This window comes from Actinacidiphila sp. bgisy167 (assembly GCF_965342175.1).
Classification (GTDB): domain Bacteria; phylum Actinomycetota; class Actinomycetes; order Streptomycetales; family Streptomycetaceae; genus Actinacidiphila.
Genome location: NZ_CBDRBL010000220.1, coordinates 1 through 816 on the forward strand (window position 1 = coordinate 1; position 816 = coordinate 816).

Below are 816 nucleotides of genomic sequence, written 5' to 3' on the forward strand. Positions count from 1 at the left end.
GTGGCGAAGGCCGTCAGGCGCATGCCGTCGGCGTCGGTGATTCGCAACTGGGCTCCGGGGTGTGGCCGTTCCTTGCGGACGATCAGTCGTATCCCTGTCGGCCAGCCCTTGAGGCAGTCGCCGTCGAGTTCGGCGATCCAGGCGCCGTCGCGGATCTCGCCGGCGGGTTCGACGGCCGGCGTCCAGGCCGATGCCGGGGCCTTCAAGACGGCCTGGTGAATCTGCTCGGTGATGGTCATGCCGACCGAGTAGGACAGCCACCGGCCGCGGGCGGACAGCCAGTCGAGGAACTCGTGGGTGCCCCCGCCGGAGTCGGTGCGGATCAGCGTCTGCCGTCCGCGCCGATAGGTCTTCGGTAGCTGGGCCAGGGCCAGTTTGGTAGCGGTGATGTGGTCGGCGGCGGTGTTGGAGCCCGCGTTCCCCGGCCGCAGCAGCCCGGCCACCGGCTCACCGGACCCGTCCCGGCCGTGGTCGACGAACCCCATCAACGGGTGGTGCCCGTAAGTCTTCTTCCAGGTCGGCCTCGCGTCCTGCTTCTCGGAATGCGCGATCACCAGCACCCCGTCCAGGTCCACGACCACCTGCCCGGCCGCGTCCGGCGCCGCGTCACCGGCCACCTGCCAGACGTGCTCCCGCACGGCCGCGCGGGCCGCACGGATCGCGGCCAGCGCGCGGTTGCCGCCGGCAGCCAGGGTGTCGATCAGCCGGGACACCGTCGGATCGGAGGCCACCGGCCCGAACACCGCGGGCTCGGCCCGCAACATCCCCACATCGGCCAGGCAGTCTCCACCCAGCGCGACCGCCAGCGCCACATCG

At 71.9% G+C, this 816-nt stretch carries 1 protein-coding gene; it reads right to left on the minus strand.

Going from position 1 to position 816, the window contains the following annotated elements; all coding sequences use genetic code 11:
- On the minus strand, positions 1–816 hold an 816-nt coding region (locus tag ACRWND_RS30875), incomplete at both ends, for an IS1380 family transposase (protein ID WP_431955288.1).